This is a genomic window from Eudoraea sp., from assembly GCF_049665975.1.
In the GTDB taxonomy this organism is placed as follows: Bacteria; Bacteroidota; Bacteroidia; order Flavobacteriales; family Flavobacteriaceae; genus Eudoraea.
Map to the genome: position 1 here is coordinate 1 of NZ_JBATGR010000288.1, position 17,627 is coordinate 17,627.

The following is a 17,627-nucleotide window of genomic DNA, read 5'->3' on the forward strand; positions in this document are numbered from 1 at the left end:
AATTATAATATTATGTAGAAAAAAAACTATTATTATTTGTATATATAGAAAATAATCTCTAATATTATAAAAGAAATAAAAGCTTGTTTAACAATCCACATTTCTAAATAAACTTTACTAAATATCCCCGAAAATTATATTATGAATAAAAGGGAAGAAGATGAATAAAATTAAAACCCTGGAAAATTTGCAAAAACTTCATTTGCTTATCGAGGCAGAATGTACAGGTCGCCCGCGAGCACTGGCACGAAGAATGGAATTGAGTGAACGATCAGTATATAATCTTCTGGAAGTTCTAAAGGATTTTAATGCTCCCGTAGAGTACAGCAGAAGGAGGAAAACGTATTATTATAGTAATCATTTTAAGCTTGATTTTCGCATTTCATTGTCGGTTACGAATAACGATGAAGTAACTGAACTATTCAGAGGAAGTTATTTAAACTAGGTATTTAATAAAGAACGATAAAGGAGAAATGTAGGAATAGAGAGTATTGTTAATTAGTTTTTTGTTTGATCTCTCTTTAAAGGCCGGCTTTTATTAGCCGGTCTTTATTTTCCAAAAAACTAGGAATCATAATTCTTTATTAGAAAATGATAGTGATATTTTTTAAATAGAATGATATACATAAAAAGCTGCAAATGCCTTGCGTTCAATTTCTTTTTAAAACGTTGGGATGATTTATTAAAAAATTGTGTAATGCTATAGATTCTATTCCTTCCCATGTCCTTTAACATTAAATAACTCTGATAGCGTAAATAAGGGGCCAGGTTTTTACCCCTGTGCGCTTCAAAGGTATACATATGAAAAAGATAAGCCTCGTTTTCTTTTAGATGAAATTTTTTCCTGTTGTAATTAAAATCATTTAATTCTATTATCATAAAGGCCGCAACTTCTCCTTTGTATTCCAGACCAATACAAATTTGTTGATCATGAAAATTGGGAAGTGCTGCCACATCATCAGATCCATGGATTTTTTTCTTAATAGAGGTAATTTCTTCTGCATTCAGTTGCGTAAATTCATATGCTGAAGGATCGCCTTTTATTTTAGGTGCTTCACAGGTCAAATCTCCTTCCAGAACCCAATAAAAAGGGTCAATATCAAAACCAATTCTTGCTAGTCGATTCCTAACTCCAAAAAGGAAAAGACCATTCTTAAGGATATTCCAAAACCATTTTATCCTGTAATACTTATCCTTATTTACCTCCATGAATAGATTTGATTTTAATTAATCCGACTTGCGCCCATATCTTCCATTACCAGGCTCCATATTCATAAGGCTTCTGAACTCTTTTGAAGTCATAAGTTCTCTTCCATTGGCTTTAGCAATGGTATGTATTCTTTCAATTAATTCAACATTACTTGCCAACTTTGTTCTATCGGTATCAAACCAGATATTATCCTCAATACCCACTCTAACTCCACCACCAACGGCAATTGATATAGAATTCATTTTAAGTTGAGCATTCCCAATTCCTGCCAAACTCCAAAGTGAATTTTCCGGAAGGTCCTGAATCATAACCCCTGTATGTAATAAATTTGCTTGTGAGCACGCAATATTACCAAGAAGAAGGTTAAAGTAATATGGTGGCTTAAGTAGCTTTTTTTTTATCAGATATTTCGAAAAATTTACCATCCCAATATCAAATGCTTCCAATTCGGGAACAATTCCCTTTTCCTTCATAATAGCCGCTAAATTTTGTATCATATCAGGAGAATTCATGCTTGCGACTTTATTAAAATTCAGGGAGCTCAGGGTTAAACTACCCATATCTGGTTTTAGATCACCTTCCAATTGCAGGGCGTCTGCACCTTGTTCCAGTTCTTTAAAATTTCTACCACTTAATGAAACGCAAATGACGAGAAAAGGATCAAATTTTCTGATACCACTAATTATTTCGCTATAAATTTCTTTTTTATAGCTGGGTTCTTCTGTTATTTCATCCCTTGCGTGCAGGTGAACCATGGTGATTCCCGCTTCGGTTGCACGATGTACATCTTCTATTATCTCTGACGCACTTACAGGAACATGGGGAGTCATTTTTTTTGTAGGGATCATCCCCGTAGGCGTAAAGTTTACTATCAATTTATCCGACATAGCAAAAAGTGTAAGTTTAGAAAAGATTTTAGAAGAAATGTATTCTATAATTAATTGTACAACCTAAATGTGCTACTATTAAGACTAAAAAGTTTTCCTTAAGCTAATATAATTAAAAACGGAGATTGGATATCTGAAACTAATAATTACTAGTTATCTGGTTAAAAAATGTGGATGTTTAACTATCTAGTCAATTATTGAACAGGGGATTATGAATATTAGAACCAATAATATTAGGTGAGATTCATGGAAACTATTTAGAGCAAATTAAGATCTAAATCTCCTTCTAGGAAAACTTAAAAAGAAAAATATAAACCGACCAGAAGAAACAAAAAATAAAAAAGCCATAAAGAATAAAGGAAAGTGTAGCTCTTTTTTTCATTTAGATCAGGGTTTTATTAATAAATATTCAGAGATCTATAATAATACTTTTCCTTCTTTTAAGCGTAGGAAATCCGATTTTAGGTATATATATTCGTTAAAAAGGGCTAATCTACTCTTATTTACTACCCTTATTATTTTCAATAAATTATTATGCGCTCCAGGAAATCTCCAATAAAATAGGCTACTATCGCTGCAATACTCCCTAATAATAAGGTTTCTAGTATTCCCTTCCAAAAAGGTGTCTGATTTACAAAAGCTTTCAGCCAGCCAATTATGATAAAACCAATTCCTGTTAATATAGATGAAAGTAGAAAAAGATCGTTATTAATGGTATAAATGTAATCTATCACATAGATCAATAGTGGAATTATTCCTATAGCAATAAAAGATAAATAAGTAACGCTTCCAATTACTAAAGGAGATTTATCTTCATCAAACATTACCAATTCCTCTTTCATCATTACGTTCACCCATCGGTCTTTGTCGCTCGTAATCACATTAACTACTTCTTCTAAAAGTTCTCCTTCAAACCCCTGCTCCTTGTATATGACCCTTATTTCTTCTCTTTCCAATTCAGGAAGATTATCAACTTCCCAATATTCTATTTGTTTGTGTTTATTGTAGTTATCTTTTCTTGTTTTATTGGATAAGTAAGCTCCAACAGACATAGCGAACCCATCTGCCAGCAAATTAGCAAACCCAAGAATTATTATTATAGCGCTATCAAGACCCGCACCTACAGAACCGGCTACAACGGCGAAAGTAGTTACACAACCATCTATTCCACCATAAACAAACTCACCCAAATATTTTTCATATTTCTTTAAAAACCCGGTGTGTTTATGTAAGGTATTTTCATTATATGCTTCTTTATTTTCCATAAAAAAGTACTCTATTTAAGGCTTTTGCATAAAAGAGAAGTATAGAATTAAATATTTTAGCCCATTACTTGTTTTAGGGCTTTACCAAATACGTCCATATCGGCTAATCTCCCAGTACTAATGCGAGCCCACTGGTTTAAAGGAGGGAAAGGGCGACCAATAAGAACATTATGCTTTTTCATATCATCAATCACTCCTTTAATTGGCCTGCCAGTTTCAAAAAAGACAAAATTGGTATGCGACTTTATATATTGTAAACCTAAATCATCCAAATGCTGATAGATGAGTGATTTTGCTTTAAAATTTTGCATTATACTATACTTGTAAAATTCATCATCTCTCAAGGCTTCCTTTGCTGCTTCAATAGCGAGAATATTCGTATTAGCCATTAAAGCTGATTTCAAATTGCGTGCAATCTCCGGTTGGGCAATTAAATAACCAACTCGTAATCCTGCAAGACCATAAACTTTTGAAAATGTTTTAGAGACAATAATATTTCTACCTTCTTTAACCAACTCCACCATTGAAGGATATTCGGGCTCCGTTATAAAATCATAATAGGCTTCATCACTAAAAATTACTGCATTTTTATCATGGGACTTACAGAAATCCAGCAAACTTGATTTATTCAATAGGGTGCCTGTTGGATTATTTGGATTGCAAATAAAAATAAGCCTGGTATTCTTATTTATTTTATTGGCCATAGCTGGCAAGTCATGCTCCATGTTTTCATTTAAAGGAACACGATGTACTTTTGCTTTAAATGTTTCCGCATAGCGCAACATGGCTTGAAAAGTAGGGTCAGCAGAAATAATCTCGCCACCATCCAGACCGTAAACAAGCCCGGCCGCCTTTAAGCCCTCTGTAGAGCCTCCGGTCACAACTACATGATCTTTTGTTACACCTTCTTTTAAGGCAATCATTTCTACTAAACCGGATAAGCTTCTAAATGGATACCTACACGCTTCATCAAACGAATTTGTCAGTATTTTTCTAACCCTTTCAGAAGGACCATAGGGATTCTCATTGGCATTAAGCAATGCCATTGAATCGGCTGAATTAGATCGCAGGGGGAAATCCAATGCCATACTTTCCAATCCACCTAACAATGCAAAGCTGCCAGTTAAACCTACTGTTTTTAACCAATGTCTTCTATCTATATTTTTCATGTTCTTAAATTATGAAAAATAAGTTAGAAAGAATAATTGAAGAAGAAGTTTGGTTATTTGATTAACCCCAAGAGATTAGACAATCTAAAGAAAATAGTCTATTTAAACCTCAAATTAAAACGAGGAATCAATCAGACAGAGGCTAAGAACTTATTTTAAATAGCCTTGCTGCTAATAAATCACCTATATCTTGTTTAGAATAAAAAGCTATGTCCCTTAATAAAGGGTGTTGGAAATAAAAATAGTAACAATCAGAATTACCATTGCTATATTCACCGTTATGGCAATGATCTTTTTTTCGTTAATGGGTTCATTACGACCTTTATAAAGGATGATGGTTCCAACCAGACCTAAAATACCTGACAGGATTATAGGTAAGCCAAAAAGGTATCTTGAAAAAACCGGATTAATGTTTACCACAATTGCAAATGCGGCAAAAGTTAATAGAAAAAGGATTAGCTTACTCAACTTATATGATCTTTCTGTATATGAATTATTAGCCTCCATAACTTTCGGGTTTTTGTTAAAACTCAATTAGATTACTTTGATATTGGCTCTTAAACCTTCCTTGATTCCCAAAATATTATTTACTGTTTCATTTAAATAATACTTAATGAGTGTACTGGGAATTCTTAAGGTGGTGAATCCATTTTGAAATGAATACATGGTTTCTTCCAGATCGTTCATTGCCTGTTCATGGGTAAGCATTTGATATTGAGAATCGATTTCAATATTTAATTTCACCCTTGAAAATGCAATGTCTACTGATTTTTTCCCGTCCCACCATTCTAACATTGGTTGAACTCCGGACTTCTTTAACCCATAATAAAGCTTTATAGCCTCTATTGGAGTGTCATTTTGCCTCATGAGTCTGTCCATACGCTCTTTATGTTTGGAGCACAATTCTACACCATACGATTCCATGGCCATTTTATGATCCAAATAACTAAGCTCTTTTTTACAATCTAAACATGTCATTCTTAAGTAGGTAAATTTTTAATTTGGGATAGTTATAACCCAGAGTTTTTTGGAATATTATATTTTATCGATGTATGGCAACTCACTTTTAGACGAACTGCAATATTTTAGACGAACTGCACTTTTTATGTTAAATTTATTTTGAATTAATATTAGAATCCCAAGCTCTATTATTCTTTAAAGAGTCTATATTTACTCCTCCATCTTTAACTTATTAAAATTAAATGTTCAAGAAATTAGGCCCAGGGGTATTAGTTGCTGCAGCATTTATTGGTCCGGGTACAATAACAGCTTGTACAATTGCTGGTGTTGGCTTTGGATATGCATTGCTTTGGGCCATGTTACTATCTATTATTGCCACCATTATTCTGCAGGAAATGTCGGCCAGAGTCGGGGTTATTACACAGAAAGGGCTAGCCGAAGTAATAAGAGATCAGTTAACTGTTCGCTGGCTCCGTTACCTTGTAATGGGGATTATCCTTAGTGCCATAGTAATTGGTAATACGGCTTATGAGGCGGGTAATATAAGTGGGGCTACTCTGGGTTTACAAGTCTTATTTGGCTCAGATTATGCAGCACTATATCCATGGATTATTGGCTTTATTGCTTTTATGTTGTTGTATTTAGGATCTTATAAAACTCTGGAAAAGGTATTTATTTCACTAGTGTTGATAATGAGTGTTTCATTTGTTTTAACTGCTCTTTTTACTAAACCAGATATAAAGGAAATGTTAGTTGGCTTATTTGTTCCTTCTATTCCTAATGGAAGCCTATTAAATATAATCGCTTTGGTAGGTACCACTGTGGTTCCGTATAATCTATTTCTTCATGCATCATTGATAAGGGAAAAATGGAATTCTTCAGACGATCTTAAAAACGTTCGAAGAGACACCTTTTTATCCATAGGACTCGGAGGACTTGTCTCAATAGCTATTATTATTTCCGCGGCAGCAATTAATTCGACGGAAGTTAAAGATGCCTTGGATCTAGCCAAAGGATTAGAGCCATTGTATGGAAAAAGTGCCAAATATTTAATGGGAATAGGTCTTTTTGCTGCGGGGATCACCTCAGCCATTACGGCTCCTTTAGCAGCAGCTTACGTAGCTAACAGTTGTTTTGGATGGAATACTCATGTAACAGATGCCCGGTTTAGGATTGTTTGGATGGTAGTACTTTTTATTGGGGTGATTTCACTCTCTTTTGGAATCAGGCCAATAGCTATAATTCAATTTGCACAGGTTGCCAATGGGCTGCTGCTACCCATTATTGCAATAATTTTGATTTGGATAGTAAATAAAACTTCAGTTCTTGGAGACTTTAAGAATTCCCTCTGGCAGAACATACCTGCAATTATTATCATTATTTTAGTAATAGTTCTTGGGGCAAAAAGTATTTTAGGTGTTTTTGGAATAATATGATCAACAAGGTTTTTATAGATATTAATTGTGATGTAGGAGAAGGTATAGGCAATGAAAGCGCTCTATTTCCGCATATTAGTTCATGCAATATTGCGTGCGGCGGTCATGCTGGGGATGTCAGTACTATGTCTGAAATAGTGCAGTTGGCCAAAAAATTTGGAATTAATGTGGGCGCACATCCTTCTTATCCGGATAGAGATAATTTTGGTCGCACATCAATGAAAATAGAAAAGAACGTTCTAAAAGCAAGTATTCGGAAACAAATTAAGGCCTTAGAAATTGTTTTAAGCAAGGCCGAAATGCAAATGCACCATATTAAAGCACATGGCGCTCTTTATAATGATATTGCCGGTGATTTGGAATTATCCACTATTTATTTGGAAAGCATCCGGGCCTATAAGGACGATGTTCTGGTATACCTTCCTTATGGTTCAGTTGTAGAGAAAGAAGCTCGCAAGCAAGGTTATAAAGTATCCCGTGAAGCTTTTGGGGATCGGAATTACAATGAGGACTTAAGTCTTGTTTCCCGGCGTTCGTCGTATGCCATGATTGAGGAACCAATAAAAGTATTAGATCATGTCCTGTCAATGGTTATTAATAATGAGGTATATACTTTAAATGGAATTCAAAGGCCAATTTGGGCAGACACTTATTGTATTCATGGTGATACAGCTACAGCTTTACAAATATTAACGTATCTTTCGGACGAATTGCCTAAGAAGCATATTTTTCTAAAAAAGTGAGTTCCTATCCTATATCAATTAGACCTTTTGGAGAAGATGCAATTTTGATAGAATGGCCAAATGAGGTATCAGAAGCTATCCTTTATGATATCCTCGATTTTGCTCAAAGTTTCAAATTGGTTTTTAAAGATTATATTGAATGGGAATTAGTCCCGGCCTACAACTCTCTCACCCTAATTAACCGCAACAATAGAATAAATTTTTCTAAAACCAAATTTCAACTGCTTGAATGCTATAAAAACAGGAACGCCAGCGACGCACCTCAACGTTATTTATGGAAATTACCCGTTTGTTATGACCTTGAATTTGGTATTGATCTGGAAGAAGTATCCAAAACTTTAGGTATTACTATTGAAGATACTATTAAAGCGCACACTGATCACATTTACACGGTTTACGGGATTGGTTTTTTACCTGGTTTTATGTATCTGGGAGGTTTACCAAAAGAATTGGAAACTCCAAGAAAATCTGTACCCAGGCTTCAGGTGTATAAAGGTTCTGTTGGTCTTGCGGGTAAACAAACCGGCATATACCCACAAGATTCACCGGGTGGATGGAATATTATAGGTAATTGTCCAATATCTCTTTTTAACGTGAATCTTGAAAAACCCTGCTTTGTAAGCGTAGGAGATCAAATTCAATTCTATGCCATTTCCCGTGCAGAATATGATTTACATAAAATAGAGGCGGAGGTTGGAATATATAACCTCGATAAAATTAAGATAGATGCTTAAAGTAATTCATCCGGGTTTTTTTTCCACAATTCAGGATGCCGGGAGGTTCGGATACCGTGATAAAGGAGTTCCTGTATGTGGGTGTATGGATAATTATTCCGCCTCCATAGCCAATTCTTTGTTGGAGAATGAGGAAATGGATGCTGTAATGGAAATCACGATGACAGGTCCTAAACTAGAATTTCATACTTCGAGCTTTTTTGCTATTACCGGGGCCGAAATGTCCCCAACTTTAAATGGTATACCGGTCAATTCATATGAAGTGCACAAAGCCAGCGAAGGTGATGTTTTATCTTTTGGAAAACTAATTAATGGTTTTAGAAGTTATCTCGCAGTTAAAGGGGGCTTCCTCACGGAAGTTAAATTAATGAGCAGGTCATTTTACAAACCAATCACGGATCAGAACTGTATTAAAGAACGAATGGAAATACCCATCGAAGGACATACAGATTATTCTCCAAAAATAAGTCATATAAAGCCGGAGGCTTGGCATAAGGAACATGAATTGATTGTACATAAAGGGCCTGAATATAAAATACTAACAGATGATCATCTAAAGTTATTATTTACTAATAAATTCACTATTGCTAAGGAAAATAATCGGATGGCATATCAGCTTGAAGAATTAATAGGTGCGCATTCTCACAAGATGTTAACTTCTGCGACGCTTCCCGGAACTGTACAATTAACACCGGCCGGTAAATTAATCATATTGATGCGCGATGGCCAAACAACAGGTGGATACCCGCGGGTACTTCAATTAGCAAATAAATCAATTGCTTTCTTGTCTCAAAAGAAATTTGGGGATAAGGTTACCCTTCACCCTTTGAGACGCTAGACTTCTTTATAAACTTCTTGAAAAGGAATCCTGAAACGAGGACCATAAATACCTTTCGGATCTCGTACACCACATGCGATAACCATATTTATTTCAGCACCTCTAGGTAAGTTTAAGACTCTTTTTATGCGCAATGTATCCGATCCTTCCATAGGGCAAGTGTCGTAACCAATAGCAGTCATAGAGATCATAAAGTTCTGTGCGGCCAATGCAGCACTTTTATGGGCAACAATACGCATGTCAGAATTTCGGAACTGCCTGTAAACGGGTTTAAATAGCCCTGCCAGGTTAAAAACTAAATAACGTATCAGTCCCAAAACGCCAAAAAAATCTATATATAGAGATGGTATAAGCTTTTTATAATACGACATTGCAAATTTTTCCTTACTATCATATGTTTCTATTGGTTTATCCCCAAAACTTTTCTTTAAAAAATTAAGATTCGCTTTTGCTCTTATTTTCCAAAGATCCTTTCTTGTTACTATGACCACCAATTGTTTAGCTGTTTTAACAGCAGGTTGGTCAAAACATGCAGTACGTATCTTCTTTTGGACATCTTTACTGGTAATATGGTAAAATTCCCACAGTTGTAAATTACTACTTGTAGGCGCCAAAACTGCATTTTCAAGGCATTTCCTTACCGCCGTGGTATCAATTTCATCTTCTTTATAAATACGTACCGACCTTCTATAATTTATAGCTTCGCTAACTGTTTTTTCTATTTTCATAACTCTGTTTTGAATCTCATATCGCAAAGGAAGGATTATACAGTTTTACAAACAAATATTTCCGCTTACATAAAATAAAATCCAAAATGAACCTATTAAACATACTTCAACATTTATTGAATATGGTATATTACAGGTCATTATATGTCTGAAAATCAGTAAATTAAACACATAAATGTTTTATTGAATTTGAACCAGTGCTAATTGTTAAAAACATCAACTTTTTTAAACAATTATCTTTGAAAAGTTTAGCAATTAAGTGCTATAAGATTTAAAGAGAACCTATTTGATGGAATTGAACAAATACAGCAAAAATGTAACACAAGATCCTACTCAACCTGCAGCCCAGGCTATGTTATATGCGCTTGGACTTAAGGAAGAGGATTTAAAAAAACCTTTTATTGGAATTGGTAGTACTGGTTACGAGGGAAATCCTTGTAATATGCATTTGAACGATCTGGCGCAGGAAGTAAAACAGGGAGTTCAGGAAAATAATTTAGTAGGACTTGTATTTAATACCATTGGTGTTAGCGATGGAATTTCTATGGGAACTTATGGTATGCGATATTCATTACCCTCAAGAGATATTATAGCCGATTCTATGGAAACCGTGGTTCAGGCAATGAATTATGATGGTCTGGTCACCGTTGTGGGTTGTGATAAAAATATGCCGGGTGCCTTGATGGCTATGATCCGCTTAAACAGACCTTCTATTTTGGTATATGGCGGAACCATTGCTTCAGGATGTTTTAAGGATAAAAAGCTAGATATTGTTTCTGCATTTGAAGCCTGGGGCGAGAAAGTTGCGGGGACCATGAATGATAAGGATTTTAAAAGTGTCATCCAAAATGCCTGTCCCGGTGCAGGGGCATGTGGTGGTATGTATACTGCCAATACCATGGCTTCGGCAATAGAAGCTTTAGGTATGGCATTACCCTATAACTCCTCGAACCCCGCCATAGGCAAGGAAAAACACCAGGATTGTATTAATTCAGGCAAGGCATTATGGCATTTAATAGAACACGATATTAAACCAAGTGATATTATTACACGAAAGTCATTTGAAAATGCTATTCGGTTAATAACAGTTATGGGAGGTTCCACAAATGCGGTATTGCACTTTTTGGCAATTGCGAAAGCTGCCAAAATTGAATTCACTTTGGATGATTTTCAAAAAATAAGTGATACAACTCCTTTTCTGGCGGACTTAAAGCCTAGTGGGAAATATTTGATGGAAGATATTCATCGTGTGGGAGGTACTCCCGCTGTAATGAAATTTATGCTTGAAAATGGGATGCTACATGGCGACTGCTTAACAGTTACGGGTAAAACGATTGCTGAAAATTTAGCAGATTTACCAGGTTTGAAACCCGGTCAGAAAGTAGTTAAATCGCTGCAGGATCCAATAAAGGAAACAGGACACTTACGTATACTTTATGGGAATTTGGCAAAAGATGGAGCAGTAGCGAAAATAACAGGTAAAGAAGGACTTCATTTTACCGGTCCGGCAAAGGTTTTTGATGATGAGTTCAAGGCAAATGACGGAATAGGAAAGGGATTGGTAAAAAAAGGGGATGTAGTGGTTATAAGGTATGAAGGACCTAAAGGAGGGCCTGGTATGCCGGAAATGTTGAAACCAACTGCCGCAATAATGGGGGCAGGACTTGGAAAAGAAGTTGCATTAATAACCGACGGCCGTTTTTCAGGTGGAACCCATGGTTTTGTAGTGGGGCATATCTCTCCTGAGGCTCAGGATGGTGGTACGATTGCTTTGTTGGAAGACGGCGATATTATTACAATTGATGCGGAAAAAAACAGTATTTCAGTGAATTTGACTGAGAAGGAAATTAGCGAAAGACTTTCTAAATGGGTGCAACCGGCGCTTAAAGTAAATAGAGGGAGCTTATATAAATATGCGAAAACAGTGTCATCTGCCTCACAAGGTTGTGTAACAGATGAGTTTTAGGTCGTCATCTTTTGATAAGGATAGGCTTAAAAGAGTTATAGCATTTAATAAATGATAATGTATATGCAAACATTAAAGGAAAAAAAACCGAAGACACACAAGGAGACTCCAATAAGAATCAGCGGGGCTGAAGCAATTATCCATTGTCTTCTTGCGGAAGATGTTAATTTGATATATGGCTATCCAGGTGGTGCCATTATGCCTGTATATGATGAGCTATATAAGTTTCAGGATAGACTTCACCATGTACTTACAAGGCATGAGCAAGGAGCTACTCATGCGGCACAGGGCTTTGCCCGTGTTACAGGAAAAGTGGGCGTTGCGATAGCAACCTCAGGCCCTGGAGCAACAAACTTAGTTACGGGTCTTGCAGATGCGCAGATAGATTCTACTCCAATGATTTGCATTACAGGTCAAGTGCCCCGGCATCTGCTTGGGTCCGATGCATTTCAGGAAACCGATATAATTGGAATATCTACCCCGGTTACCAAATGGAATTATCAGATTACAAAGGCTTCTGAAATTCCTGAAATCATAGCAAAGGCTTTTTATATTGCAAAATCGGGTCGCCCAGGCCCTGTACTAATTGATATTACAAAGAACGCGCAATTTGAAGAGTTTGATTTTAGTTACAGTCGATGTATAGGAGTAAGAAGTTACAAGCCAAATCCAAAACCTCAGATTGCACAAATTGAATCTGCGGCAGAAATAATAAATAATGCAAAAAGACCTTATATAGTCTTTGGTCATGGTGTAATTCTTGGAAAAGCAGAGGAGCAGCTTCGGGCATTGGTTGAAAAAGCGGGAATCCCTGCAGCGTGGACCATTTTGGGCTTATCGGCAATGGACACAGATCATCCCTTAAATGTGGGGATGGTTGGAATGCACGGGAACTATGGCCCTAATGTGCTTACAAATGAATGTGATGTTCTAATTGCCATAGGAATGCGTTTTGATGACAGGGTTACTGGAAATCTGGAGTCCTATGCAAAACAAGCAAAAGTAATTCACTTTGAAATTGACCCCGCCGAAATTGATAAAAATGTAAAAGCGGATGTGGCCATTTTAGGCAATGCAAGAGAATCACTTGATTTATTGCTGCCATTAATAAATGAAAATAATCATGAGACATGGCATAATAAGTTCAAAAAGTGTTATAAAGAAGAATATGAAGCTGTAATTAAAAATGATCTTTACCCAACCAAAGATGGTCTAACCATGGGTGAAGTAATTGAAGAAATAAATCTGGCTTCAGAAAATAAAGCGGTCATTGTTACCGATGTAGGTCAGCATCAAATGATAGCATGCAGGTATGCCAAGTTTAAGCAAACTAAAAGTAATATTACTTCAGGAGGTTTAGGGACCATGGGTTTTGCCCTCCCTGCTGCTATTGGCGCCAAAATGGGAGCAATGGACAGAGAAGTGGTTGCTATTATCGGAGATGGTGGTTTTCAAATGACTATTCAGGAATTAGCGACTATTTTTCAGAATAAGACTGCGGTTAAAATTGTTGTTTTAAACAATGGTCACTTAGGAATGGTAAGACAATGGCAGGAATTATTTTTTGAGAGCAGATATGCATCTACAGTTATGACTAACCCGGATTTTGTAAAAATAGCTGAAGGATATCGTATTGAAGCAAAAAGAGTGGAAGAACGCAAGGAGCTTAAGTCGGCAGTGCAGGCTATGATGGCTTCAAAAGAGCCATTCTTTCTGGAAGTGAGTGTTGAAAATGAGGATAATGTTTTCCCGATGATTCCTTCCGGCGCATCGGTTTCAGATATTCGTTTAAAATAAATTAGCATGGAAAAAAAGTGGTTTACCATATCGGTTTATTCCGAAAATAATGTTGGATTGCTCAATAGAATATCTGGAATATTCTTAAAGAGACATATCAATATAGAGAGTTTAAATGTTTCAAAATCAGAAATTGAGCATGTATCAAAATTTACTATAGTAATCAATACTACAGAAGATTGGACACGTAAAATAGTAGCTCAAATTGAGAAACAAATTGAAGTGATAAAAGCATTTTATCATACAGATGAAGAGACCATTTATCAGGAATCTGCTCTATTCAAAATTGCTTCGCATCTTTTGTTTGATGAACCTCAAATACAGAATATTATCTCGGGGAGTAAATCCAAAATTGTAACGGTATCCAGAGAATATTTTGTTTTGGCTAAAACCGGCAGAAGACACGAGATTGATGAAATGCATGATCAGCTTGAGCCTTATGGAATTATGCAGTTCGTGCGTTCAGGCAGAATCACGGTAACTAAATCTACAATGCCTATCACTCCAATTATTAATGAATTCCATCAATCATAAATTTTATTTAATAAAAAATAACAAATATTAAACATGACAAATTATTTCAATACGCTATCCTTAAGAGATCAATTATTACAACTAGGTAAATGCCGGTTTATGGAGTCTGGCGAATTTTCGGATGGCATTAATGCTTTAAAATCAAAAAAGATTGTTATTGTGGGTTGTGGTGCACAAGGCTTAAACCAAGGTTTAAATATGAGGGATTCCGGATTGGATATTTCTTATACACTTCGTGAGGCTGCTATTAAGGAAAAACGCCAATCTTATAAAAATGCCAGTGAAAATGGTTTCAATGTAGGAACCTATGAAAATATGGTACCTGATGCAGATCTTGTCATTAATTTAACTCCGGACAAGCAGCATACTTCTGTAATTAATGCAGTTATGCCGTTAATGAAAAAAGGAGCAACATTATCTTATTCTCACGGATTTAACATTGTAGAGGAAGGAATGCAAATAAGGAAAGATCTTACCGTTATTATGGTTGCGCCAAAATGTCCCGGATCAGAGGTTAGAGAAGAATACAAAAGAGGTTTTGGAGTACCAACTTTGATTGCCGTACATCCGGATAATGACCCGGAAGGTAAGGGATATGAACAGGCTAAGGCTTATGCAGTTGCTACCGGAGGAAATAGGGCCGGTGTATTGGAGTCTTCTTTTGTTGCTGAAGTTAAATCTGATTTAATGGGAGAACAAACCATTCTGTGTGGTTTGTTACAGACAGGATCCATACTTTGCTTTGATAAAATGATAGAGAAGGGAGTTGACCCGGGCTACGCTTCTAAACTTATTCAGTACGGTTGGGAAACCGTAACAGAGGGATTGAAATATGGGGGGATCACCAATATGATGGACCGCTTGTCTAATCCTGCAAAAATAAAAGCCTTTGAGTTGTCAGAAGAGCTAAAAAATATTATGAGACCTTTATTTCATAAACATATGGATGATATCATGAGCGGGCATTTTTCTAAGACAATGATGGAAGATTGGGCAAATGATGATAAAAATCTTTTGACCTGGCGTGCGGAAACCGGAGAAACGGCATTTGAAAAAACTGCTGCTGGCAATGATGTCATATCTGAACAGGAATATTATGATAATGGTGTGCTTATGGTTGCCCTGGTAAGGGCAGGGGTGGAACTGGCTTATGAGTCTATGACTGAATCCGGAATAATAGGTGAATCGGCTTATTATGAGTCTTTACACGAAACGCCGCTTATAGCTAATACTATTGCCAGAAAGAAATTATTCGAAATGAATCGGGTAATATCTGATACTGCAGAATATGGTTGCTATTTATTTGATCATGCCTGTAAACCTTTATTAGGCGATTTTATGAAAAAAGTGGATATTGATGTTATTGGTACGCCTTATGTCCAAGGCAAGGACAACGGTGTAGATAATGCCAAGCTAATAGCGGTAAATAAGGCGTTGCGTGAGCATCCTGTTGAGATTATTGGCACGAGCTTAAGGGAGTCAATGACCGCGATGAAACCCATCGTATAGCAAAAGGCATTTTCCCGGTATTTAAAAATTAATCTAAGCTTTTTAAGATAAAAAAATAATATGGAAACTACAGTATCGTTTATTCCCGAGGCATTTCGTATTAATGAGCCAATAAACCAAAAAATTTATTTGGTAAATGGCGAATTAAAAGAGTGGGATGGGGCTACTTCCGATGTTTACTCTACCATATCAAGTACATCTGAATATTCACAAACTTTACTCGGTTCAGTTCCTGACATGGACGAAAAGGAGGCTTTGGATGCATTAGATGCAGCTGTAAAAGCTTATGATCAGGGGCAGGGTGTATGGCCAACTATGAAGGTTCGAGATCGGATAGAATGTATGGAAAAGTTTGTCCGTATTATGGAGACCAAAAGGGATGAAGTAGTCAAATATTTAATGTGGGAAATAGGTAAAATTTTAGCAGATTCTGAAAAAGAGTTCGACAGAACCATTGAATACATCTACGATACTATTGAAGATTACAAACAATTGGATCGTGATTCTGCGAAATTTGAAAAGAATGGAGGGGTTTATGCGCATATAAGGCGCGGACCTCTTGGGGTAGTGTTATGCCTTGGTCCTTATAATTACCCTTTAAATGAAACCTTCTGTTTGCTTATTCCGGCGATTATCATGGGGAATACAGCAGTTTTTAAACCTGCCAAGCAGGGAGTTCTTTTAATTGCGCCATTAATAGAAGCCTTTAAAGAAAGTTTTCCAAAAGGAGTCGTAAATGTCTTATTCGGGCGTGGGCGTGCTATTGCGGGTCCTATTATGAAGACAGGTAAAGTAGATGTCCTGGCTTTAATAGGTCATAGTTCATCGGCAAATGCATTGCAAAACCAGCATCCAAAGAGCAACCGTTTGAGACTTGTATTGGGGCTGGAAGCAAAAAACCCTGCTATTGTGCTGCATGACGCAAATCTGGAATTGGCGATACATGAATGTCTGGCCGGAGCTTTGTCTTTTAATGGTCAGCGTTGTACTGCACTTAAAGTGATATATGTGCATAAAGATATTGTTGATGAGTTTAATGAAAAATTCTCTAAAAAAGTAGATGAACTTAAATTCGGCAATCCCTGGGATAAGGGAGTAGCTCTAACACCTTTGCCAGAACCGGATAAACCGGCATATATACAAGAATTAATTGATGATGCTTTGGATAAAGGAGCTAAAATTCTGAACGCAAAAGGAGGAAAGCATTCTGATAATTTTATCTGGCCTGCAGTCCTTTATCCTGTAACCAAGGATATGAAGGTATATGAAGAAGAACAGTTTGGCCCTGTGATTCCAATCCTTTCATTTGAAGATATTCAGGAACCATTAGATGACATGGCTGAATCTAACTATGGGCAGCAGGTAAGTTTGTTTGGTAGTGATGTGTATAGCCTTGCACCTTTAATTGACAACCTGGCGAATCTGGTTTGTAGAGTAAATTTGAATAGCTCTTGCCAGAGAGGACCAGATGTTTATCCATTTACAGGTAGAAAAGATTCCGCGGTTGCTACACTAAGTGTTCATGATGCGTTGCGATCGTTCTCTATCCGCACATTTGTTGCTTCTAAGGACACAGAGTTAAACAATGAAATTCTCGAAAAGTTATTGGAAACCAAGCTGTCTAACTTTATTAGCACCGATTATCTTTTATAATTATCATCTTGATAGTTATAAAATCAATTTCGGAAACCCAAAAGCTGTTCTGCAAAGAATATATTTTTCTTCCTAAATATGTGAGGCAAGCCAGTCGCCAACTTCACTGGTTTGAAGAACTTTAGACTGCCCAGAATTTCCTTCAATATTCGTCATGTTGCGAAAGGTTCGTAAAAAATATTGTCACTCTATTAAAAA

The 17,627-nt window shown here is 36.4% G+C and carries 17 protein-coding genes; 10 read left to right on the forward strand and 7 right to left on the reverse strand.

The window, feature by feature from the left end; all coding sequences use genetic code 11:
- The first annotated feature begins 160 nt into the window (after nt 1-160).
- Nucleotides 161-445 (forward strand): DNA-binding protein, encoded by a 285-nt coding sequence (locus tag WBN20_RS10125; RefSeq protein WP_424281596.1) that lies wholly within the window; start codon nt 161-163, stop codon nt 443-445.
- Nucleotides 446-564: 119 nt separating this feature from the next.
- On the opposite strand, the gene WBN20_RS10130 is transcribed toward WBN20_RS10125, so the two are convergent.
- The 6 genes from WBN20_RS10130 to WBN20_RS10155 form a co-directional block, all read right to left on the reverse strand.
- On the reverse strand, nt 565-1,209 hold the full coding sequence (locus WBN20_RS10130; RefSeq protein ID WP_424281597.1) for a GNAT family N-acetyltransferase: 645 nt from the start codon (nt 1,207-1,209) through the stop codon (nt 565-567).
- A gap of 18 nt (nt 1,210-1,227) precedes the next feature.
- Nucleotides 1,228-2,097 carry a 3-keto-5-aminohexanoate cleavage protein gene (locus WBN20_RS10135; protein WP_424281598.1) on the reverse strand — a complete coding sequence of 290 codons (870 nt, stop codon included), beginning with the start codon at nt 2,095-2,097 and terminating at the stop codon, nt 1,228-1,230.
- A 521-nt stretch (nt 2,098-2,618) separates the two neighbouring features.
- Nucleotides 2,619-3,362 carry a VIT1/CCC1 transporter family protein gene (locus tag WBN20_RS10140; protein WP_424281599.1) on the reverse strand — a complete coding sequence of 248 codons (744 nt, stop codon included), beginning with the start codon at nt 3,360-3,362 and terminating at the stop codon, nt 2,619-2,621.
- 56 nt (nt 3,363-3,418) lie between these two features.
- Nucleotides 3,419-4,531: a pyridoxal phosphate-dependent aminotransferase gene (locus WBN20_RS10145; protein ID WP_424281600.1), complete on the reverse strand. Its 1,113-nt coding sequence runs from the start codon at nt 4,529-4,531 to the stop codon at nt 3,419-3,421.
- A 216-nt stretch (nt 4,532-4,747) separates the two neighbouring features.
- Nucleotides 4,748-5,038, reverse strand: a complete 291-nt coding sequence (locus WBN20_RS10150) for a hypothetical protein (protein ID WP_424271066.1) — start codon at nt 5,036-5,038, stop codon at nt 4,748-4,750.
- Between the two features lie 27 nt (nt 5,039-5,065).
- Nucleotides 5,066-5,509 carry a hypothetical protein gene (locus WBN20_RS10155; protein ID WP_424281601.1) on the reverse strand — a complete coding sequence of 148 codons (444 nt, stop codon included), beginning with the start codon at nt 5,507-5,509 and terminating at the stop codon, nt 5,066-5,068.
- A gap of 224 nt (nt 5,510-5,733) precedes the next feature.
- On the opposite strand from WBN20_RS10155, the gene WBN20_RS10160 reads away from it, so the two are divergent.
- The 4 genes from WBN20_RS10160 to WBN20_RS10175 are packed head-to-tail and all read left to right on the forward strand — an operon-like array spanning nt 5,734 to nt 9,242.
- Nucleotides 5,734-6,927: an Nramp family divalent metal transporter gene (locus tag WBN20_RS10160; protein ID WP_424281602.1), complete on the forward strand. Its 1,194-nt coding sequence runs from the start codon at nt 5,734-5,736 to the stop codon at nt 6,925-6,927.
- Complete coding sequence (pxpA, locus tag WBN20_RS10165) at nt 6,924-7,670, forward strand: 5-oxoprolinase subunit PxpA (protein WP_424281603.1); 747 nt, start codon at nt 6,924-6,926, stop codon at nt 7,668-7,670. Before WBN20_RS10160 ends, pxpA begins: the two co-directional genes overlap by 4 nt.
- A complete protein-coding gene (pxpB, locus tag WBN20_RS10170; protein ID WP_424274785.1) occupies nt 7,667-8,404 on the forward strand; it encodes a 5-oxoprolinase subunit PxpB in 738 nt (245 codons plus the stop codon). Before pxpA ends, pxpB begins: the two co-directional genes overlap by 4 nt.
- Entirely contained in the window at nt 8,397-9,242 is an 846-nt protein-coding gene (locus tag WBN20_RS10175) for a biotin-dependent carboxyltransferase family protein (RefSeq protein WP_424281604.1), read from the forward strand. Before pxpB ends, WBN20_RS10175 begins: the two co-directional genes overlap by 8 nt.
- Here WBN20_RS10175 and WBN20_RS10180 read toward each other — a convergent pair.
- A complete protein-coding gene (locus tag WBN20_RS10180) occupies nt 9,239-9,970 on the reverse strand; it encodes a nitroreductase family protein (RefSeq protein WP_424281605.1) in 732 nt (243 codons plus the stop codon). The genes WBN20_RS10175 and WBN20_RS10180 overlap by 4 nt on opposite strands.
- Before the next feature lie 289 nt (nt 9,971-10,259).
- Between WBN20_RS10180 and ilvD the strand changes: the two genes are divergently transcribed.
- The 5 genes from ilvD (at nt 10,260) to WBN20_RS10205 (ending at nt 17,429) form a co-directional block, all read left to right on the forward strand.
- Nucleotides 10,260-11,936 (forward strand): dihydroxy-acid dehydratase, encoded by a 1,677-nt coding sequence (gene ilvD / locus WBN20_RS10185; RefSeq protein ID WP_424272588.1) that lies wholly within the window; start codon nt 10,260-10,262, stop codon nt 11,934-11,936.
- A 63-nt stretch (nt 11,937-11,999) separates the two neighbouring features.
- Nucleotides 12,000-13,733 (forward strand): biosynthetic-type acetolactate synthase large subunit, encoded by a 1,734-nt coding sequence (gene ilvB / locus WBN20_RS10190; RefSeq protein WP_424281606.1) that lies wholly within the window; start codon nt 12,000-12,002, stop codon nt 13,731-13,733.
- A gap of 6 nt (nt 13,734-13,739) precedes the next feature.
- On the forward strand, nt 13,740-14,267 hold the full coding sequence (gene ilvN, locus WBN20_RS10195; protein WP_424273645.1) for an acetolactate synthase small subunit: 528 nt from the start codon (nt 13,740-13,742) through the stop codon (nt 14,265-14,267).
- 33 nt (nt 14,268-14,300) lie between these two features.
- Nucleotides 14,301-15,776, forward strand: a complete 1,476-nt coding sequence (gene ilvC / locus WBN20_RS10200) for a ketol-acid reductoisomerase (RefSeq protein WP_424274781.1) — start codon at nt 14,301-14,303, stop codon at nt 15,774-15,776.
- A gap of 60 nt (nt 15,777-15,836) precedes the next feature.
- On the forward strand, nt 15,837-17,429 hold the full coding sequence (locus tag WBN20_RS10205) for an NADP-dependent glyceraldehyde-3-phosphate dehydrogenase (RefSeq protein ID WP_424281607.1): 1,593 nt from the start codon (nt 15,837-15,839) through the stop codon (nt 17,427-17,429).
- The last annotated feature ends 198 nt before the right edge of the window (nt 17,430-17,627 follow it).

Excerpts from the sequence above, each read along its gene's own strand:
- WBN20_RS10140 (WP_424281599.1), bottom strand. The coding sequence starts at position 3,362 with ATGGAAAATAAAGAAGCATATAATGAAAATACCTTACATAAACACACC.
- WBN20_RS10180 (WP_424281605.1), bottom strand. The coding sequence starts at position 9,970 with ATGAAAATAGAAAAAACAGTTAGCGAAGCTATAAATTATAGAAGGTCG.
- WBN20_RS10155 (WP_424281601.1), bottom strand. The coding sequence starts at position 5,509 with ATGACATGTTTAGATTGTAAAAAAGAGCTTAGTTATTTGGATCATAAA.
- WBN20_RS10150 (WP_424271066.1), bottom strand. The coding sequence starts at position 5,038 with ATGGAGGCTAATAATTCATATACAGAAAGATCATATAAGTTGAGTAAG.
- ilvD (WP_424272588.1), top strand. The coding sequence starts at position 10,260 with ATGGAATTGAACAAATACAGCAAAAATGTAACACAAGATCCTACTCAA.
- WBN20_RS10145 (WP_424281600.1), bottom strand. The coding sequence starts at position 4,531 with ATGAAAAATATAGATAGAAGACATTGGTTAAAAACAGTAGGTTTAACT.
- WBN20_RS10125 (WP_424281596.1), top strand. The coding sequence starts at position 161 with ATGAATAAAATTAAAACCCTGGAAAATTTGCAAAAACTTCATTTGCTT.
- WBN20_RS10205 (WP_424281607.1), top strand. The coding sequence starts at position 15,837 with ATGGAAACTACAGTATCGTTTATTCCCGAGGCATTTCGTATTAATGAG.
- WBN20_RS10130 (WP_424281597.1), bottom strand. The coding sequence starts at position 1,209 with ATGGAGGTAAATAAGGATAAGTATTACAGGATAAAATGGTTTTGGAAT.
- WBN20_RS10175 (WP_424281604.1), top strand. The coding sequence starts at position 8,397 with ATGCTTAAAGTAATTCATCCGGGTTTTTTTTCCACAATTCAGGATGCC.
- ilvC (WP_424274781.1), top strand. The coding sequence starts at position 14,301 with ATGACAAATTATTTCAATACGCTATCCTTAAGAGATCAATTATTACAA.
- pxpA (WP_424281603.1), top strand. The coding sequence starts at position 6,924 with ATGATCAACAAGGTTTTTATAGATATTAATTGTGATGTAGGAGAAGGT.
- WBN20_RS10135 (WP_424281598.1), bottom strand. The coding sequence starts at position 2,097 with ATGTCGGATAAATTGATAGTAAACTTTACGCCTACGGGGATGATCCCT.
- ilvB (WP_424281606.1), top strand. The coding sequence starts at position 12,000 with ATGCAAACATTAAAGGAAAAAAAACCGAAGACACACAAGGAGACTCCA.
- ilvN (WP_424273645.1), top strand. The coding sequence starts at position 13,740 with ATGGAAAAAAAGTGGTTTACCATATCGGTTTATTCCGAAAATAATGTT.
- WBN20_RS10160 (WP_424281602.1), top strand. The coding sequence starts at position 5,734 with ATGTTCAAGAAATTAGGCCCAGGGGTATTAGTTGCTGCAGCATTTATT.